6 protein-coding genes are annotated in these 4,654 nt (G+C 58.1%); 3 read left to right on the top strand and 3 right to left on the bottom strand.

Annotated elements, in window-relative coordinates:
- Window positions 1-67: 67 nt before the first annotated feature.
- The gene (locus tag CW742_RS07580) at window positions 68-1,111 is read right to left on the bottom strand and encodes an amidohydrolase family protein (protein ID WP_292418655.1); all 1,044 of its coding nucleotides are present in this window, start codon (window positions 1,109-1,111) and stop codon (window positions 68-70) included.
- 42 nt (window positions 1,112-1,153) lie between these two features.
- Between CW742_RS07580 and CW742_RS07575 the strand changes: the two genes are divergently transcribed.
- On the top strand, window positions 1,154-1,318 hold the full coding sequence (locus CW742_RS07575) for a preprotein translocase subunit Sec61beta (RefSeq protein ID WP_292418652.1): 165 nt from the start codon (window positions 1,154-1,156) through the stop codon (window positions 1,316-1,318).
- Between the two features lie 7 nt (window positions 1,319-1,325).
- Here the strand turns inward: CW742_RS07575 and CW742_RS07570 are convergent, their stop codons facing one another.
- Entirely contained in the window at window positions 1,326-2,078 is a 753-nt protein-coding gene (locus CW742_RS07570; RefSeq protein ID WP_292418649.1) for a coenzyme F420-0:L-glutamate ligase, read from the bottom strand.
- A gap of 167 nt (window positions 2,079-2,245) precedes the next feature.
- Here CW742_RS07570 and CW742_RS07565 point away from each other — a divergent pair, with 167 nt between their 5' ends.
- Window positions 2,246-2,533: a DUF1922 domain-containing protein gene (locus tag CW742_RS07565; protein ID WP_292418646.1), complete on the top strand. Its 288-nt coding sequence runs from the start codon at window positions 2,246-2,248 to the stop codon at window positions 2,531-2,533.
- A gap of 20 nt (window positions 2,534-2,553) precedes the next feature.
- Here CW742_RS07565 and CW742_RS07560 read toward each other — a convergent pair whose 3' ends face one another.
- Window positions 2,554-3,936 (bottom strand): MFS transporter, encoded by a 1,383-nt coding sequence (locus CW742_RS07560; RefSeq protein WP_292418643.1) that lies wholly within the window; start codon window positions 3,934-3,936, stop codon window positions 2,554-2,556.
- A 176-nt stretch (window positions 3,937-4,112) separates the two neighbouring features.
- On the opposite strand from CW742_RS07560, the gene CW742_RS07555 reads away from it, so the two are divergent.
- Window positions 4,113-4,654, top strand: a 542-nt coding sequence (locus CW742_RS07555) for an NAD(P)/FAD-dependent oxidoreductase (RefSeq protein ID WP_292418640.1), incomplete at its 3' end; no start/stop codon positions are given.

The raw sequence follows: 4,654 nt of genomic DNA, 5'->3' as shown, positions 1-4,654 counted from the left end.
TTTAATGATCAAAGGATATAAGCAACAACCGGAAGAACCCCAAACAAAATAGCATGTTTTATTGCATTTACGACTTAAAAACATTTGTGCCGTCGCAGGAACTCGTAGCCCGTTTAACCTTGGATGTAACCGGATCGCGACTGAATTTGAGTGCATTTTTTTCCGGGTCAATGATCCGCAGGCGTGCCCGCGCCCCCTCGCGGATGAAAAAGGGGGAACCGGTCAGCGCTGATCCGGCAATGGCGGAATGAAGGATTCCTGCGGGATCGATTTTGTAAAGCGTCGAGACGAATGCCATCTCTTTTCCCAAATCGGGGGGAACGAACATGACATTGTCTGTCCCGAGCCAGACCGTGCAGCCGAGTTCCTGCATGAGACGGATCGGGGGATTTGCTGAAGAGGAGGTCACACCCAGCGTCCAGTTTGACTGCGGGCAGATGACAATCGGGATCCCCTTGTCTGCACAGGCCCGGAACTGCTTCTTTGTTGCATGGGTGCCGTGGACGATGAAGTCCGGGTCGAACGAAAGCGCAGCATCAACGTCGTCTGCGTCACGTTCGCCGGCATGGAACGCCACCTTCTTTCCCGCCCCCCGTGCTGCCGCGACAAGCTGCTCCACACCCGCGACATCCCGGGCACTGCTGACCCCGAGGCCTTCGGCAACCTTTTCACCCCCGTCCCGGCCAAAAGCCATGGCCTGGAACGAAAGCCCTCCTGACGCATCCCGCAGCAGGGTAACGCCGTCTTCCCCCCCTTCACGGAAGTCCGCACAGCCGGCGGTGCCGGAGGCAATCATGCCTTCTATGCTTGCCCGCATCCCGGCAACAAGATCGGCAGGTGACGCAGCCCGGAGGAGCCGGTGCTTCAGGCCATCCGGGGGCGTGACAAGCGAGACGAGATCCCCGGTTGCCCCGCAGTCCATCGCTATGGTGTCACCAAGGTGCGTGTGGGCATTGAAGAGCGCCGGGCTGATCCAGTGATGCGGGGCCCGGGAATTTTCTTCTATGGCTGCAATCTTCCCGTCCCTTATGATAATATCTGCCCTGAGTGGCGCGAGCTCCTCACCAACGAGCACCAGTCCGGACACGATCTGCGGGCTAAAATCTGTCATGCGTCTCTCTCTTTTATATAGCGAAAAATGAAATATATTTGCATGGCAAAGAAGAAAGGTGGCAGGTTACTCTCCTCAGCAGGACTGGTCAACTACTACGAAAGCGAGGACCGGCGGGCAATCCACATCAGCCCCATTACCGTGATGATTGTTGCAGCCGCAATCGGTATCATCATCATGGCCCTCGAGATCGCGTTCCCCGGATAACAAAAAATTACGACCACTCTTTTTTCAGCACGCGCCGCGTGATATCCTCTTCACCCGAGAAGTACAGGTTGTCATGCCCTGTCCATGACGGTACGTTCCGGAAGACAACCGCAGGGACACCGTTGTTGCTCTCGCCCATAACGAAGTTGGAGAACCCCGCGATCTCGTCCACGACCGCTTCTTCCGTGATCTTGAGTACATGACCGAAGAGGTCGGTATCGCCCCGGAAATCGCGGATGGCTGTCATCCCACTCCACCCGATGGCATTGCCGGTCTGGCCGCGCCGGAACGAGCGCCCGCAGGTATCCGTGATGATGACGCCGGTGTTCTTCCCCGTGATTTCTCTGATCCGCTCGCGGATCTCGTTGGCCGACTTCATCGGATCGGGCGGGAGGAAGATCACCATGCCGTCCTCGATGTTGCTCTGGTCAACACCCGCCCGGACACCGATGTGGCCAAACGAGAGCTCGGAGAGGATGAACGGGTGCTCCATGATGATGTCCGTGGACGCATCGAGGACGGCCTGCACGAAGCGCGGGTCCTCTCCGTTCAGTCCGCCCAGCCGGATCGCACGCTCCGATGGCGTGATCTCCGACAGGGGCCGGGTATAGCCTTTCGCTTTTGAGTAGATGGTCGAGGCAATACAGATGATATCCCCCTCGACCAGCGGGACGCGGTCGCAGATAAGCGCTGCAACATCATCGCCTTTTTTAATAAGAGGGAGGCCCTGCACGCCGATAACCTGGATTGGTTCAGTCATTGCATTTCTATCTGGACGAACAGCCGATATCAGGGTTTCGGAATGGAGCGGGGACTGCCGGACCGGCCGAATCCGGAGCGATCAGAGGCAGAAGCGCATCGTTGTGTCCCCTGCCATACCCGGGGCCGATATATATATATGGTGATCGCGTAAATCACCATCTGATTATGTACCTCATCATACGCTGCCCACAGTGCGTAACGTTCACGTACGTGGACAATTTCCAGCGCTGGAAACTCTGTCCCACCTGCGGGCACGCGTACGAGGTGTGCAAGGCGCCGATGTACCTCGAAGTGCAGGACCACCATGAGGCCGAACACATTGTCCGCCAGATGGAAAAGCACCTCCATGCAAACAAGAAAAAAGACTTCACGGCCGAGGAGAAGGAAGAACTCCGGCACCATTATACCACCGCCCTGAAGCAGCGGCGCCAGCACCAGCACCCGGTGCATTGATCCGTTTTTCCCTGCCGGCATCACTCCGTGTCGCTGTGGATCGTCCCCCGCACCCATGAGGCCGCCACGCCGACCACGCACAGGGCGGTAAAAATGATAAACGCAGCCGTAACGCTGGTCATCAGTGCCGGGTAGACCGCGGGCGTGATGGTCTCCGAACCAATGAAGACAGCAAAGCAGAACATCGCGATTGCCATGGAGAGAAGCTGGCCGGTTGATCGCATGGTCGCGTTCATACCCGAGGCTATGGCAAGGTGGCGCTTCTCCACCGAGCTCATGATGGCATTGGTGTTGGGCGAGGAGAAGAGGCCGTAGCCAAGGCCCATGACCATCAGGCTGCCGACAATGATCCAGAGGGGCGTTGAGGGGGAAAGGACAATGCAGAAAGAAAGCCCGAGCGCGGTGAGCGCCATTCCGGCTGTGGAGACCACCCGCGGCTCGACCCGGTCGGAAAGGCGTCCCGCGATGGGAGAGAAGATCATCTGGATGACCGGCTGTGCCACAAGAATGAGCCCCGCGGATGCGGCCGAGAAGCCCTGGATGTACTGGAGGTACAGGGAGAGGAGTACGCCCACGCCAAATGTTGCGCCATAGTTGATCATCGCGGCGATATTGGAGAAGACGAAGGTACGATTATCGGAGAAGACCGAAAAGTCGATGAGCGGGTGATCCATCTTCCGTTCCCACCGGTAAAAGACTGCACCCGCGATGAGCGCGGCACTAATCCATGCAAAAGCGGAGGGGGCCGGCAGGAGGAGCATGCCGTTGATGAACGTAAAGAGCATGATGCAGTAGATGACTGCACCTGCCCGGTCGAGCGTCTCTCCGGCAGCATCAGCCCACTCGTGCCGGATACCGCGGAGCGTGAACGCGATCGTGATGAGTCCGAGCGGGACATTGACCAGGAAGATGGAGGGCCAGCCAAAGTGATCGGTAAGGAGCCCGCCCAAAAACGGGCCAAGCGAGAGCCCTGCATAGACCGTGGCGATGGTGATGCCAATTGCCCATCCCCGTTCACCTGTTTCAAACACCTGGGTGACGATGGCAAGCGAGGTAGCAAAGAGCATGGCTCCCCCGATCCCCTGGATGAACCGCAGCAGGATCAGTAGTTCCACGGATGGCGCGATGGCGCAGGCAAAGGATGCAAGGGTGTAAAGGATGACGCCATAGAGGAAGATCCTCTTCCGCCCGACAATATCGGCATATCGCCCGAACGGCACGATGAAGATGGCCGCTGATATGATGTACGCGGACGTGATCCAACCCAGCATCACCGCATCCGCATTGAACTGCGCCGCCATAGCCGGGAGGGCAATGGTTATAGACGAGCCGGTGAACGGGACGAGGAAACTTGCGAGTGCTGCCACAAAGAGGATGGTCTTCTTCCCGCGTGCATCGATCATGGGTATCCGGAAATTGGCGGTGATGGCCGTTAAAGGATAATGGTACCCTGACGGTTTCCGCACGGGGCAGGCCGCATTTTTACCCTGCATGGGCCAGATCGCGCAGGGAACATCCCTGTAATATCCCCCGTGCATAAACTAACAAGTACCAAAAGAGCATTGATCTGGTGACAGGCATGGATCCATACGATGCTGCGGTGATCGGGGGCGGGCCGGCCGGGCTCTTCTGCGCAATCCATGCCGCATCGACCTCATCCCGCGTCGTGCTGTTCGAGAAGAACGAACAGCCCGGGAAAAAGCTCCTGCTCTCGGGGACTGGGCAATGCAATATCACGCATGCCGCTGACATCCGGGATTTCCTTATGCACTACGGGGACCACGGGAAATTCTTGAAACCGGCGCTGATGGGCTTCCCGAATAAAGACCTGATCCAATTCTTCTCGGACCGGGGGCTCCTTATGGAGACGGAGAAGAACGGCAAGGTATTCCCAAAGTCCCGTTCCGCCGCTGATGTCCTTTCCCTGCTGCTTGGCGAATGCAGGACGCGGGGGGTCGAGGTCCGGTGCAAAGAACCGGTGCTGTCGATGACGAAAACCGCTGACGGTTTTCTCCTTACCACCGGAAACGGTGCATACCCCGTCCGGGCCCGGTTACACCCACCCTGCCGCGCCCCGTACCCCACAACCCGTACGCACTGCTACGTGACTCCGACTGCGTG

The organism is Methanoregula sp. (assembly GCF_002835825.1).
Taxonomy (GTDB): Archaea; Halobacteriota; Methanomicrobia; order Methanomicrobiales; family Methanospirillaceae; genus Methanoregula.
The sequence above is the reverse complement of the archived record's forward strand: the minus strand, read 5'-3'. Positions and strand labels throughout refer to the sequence as shown.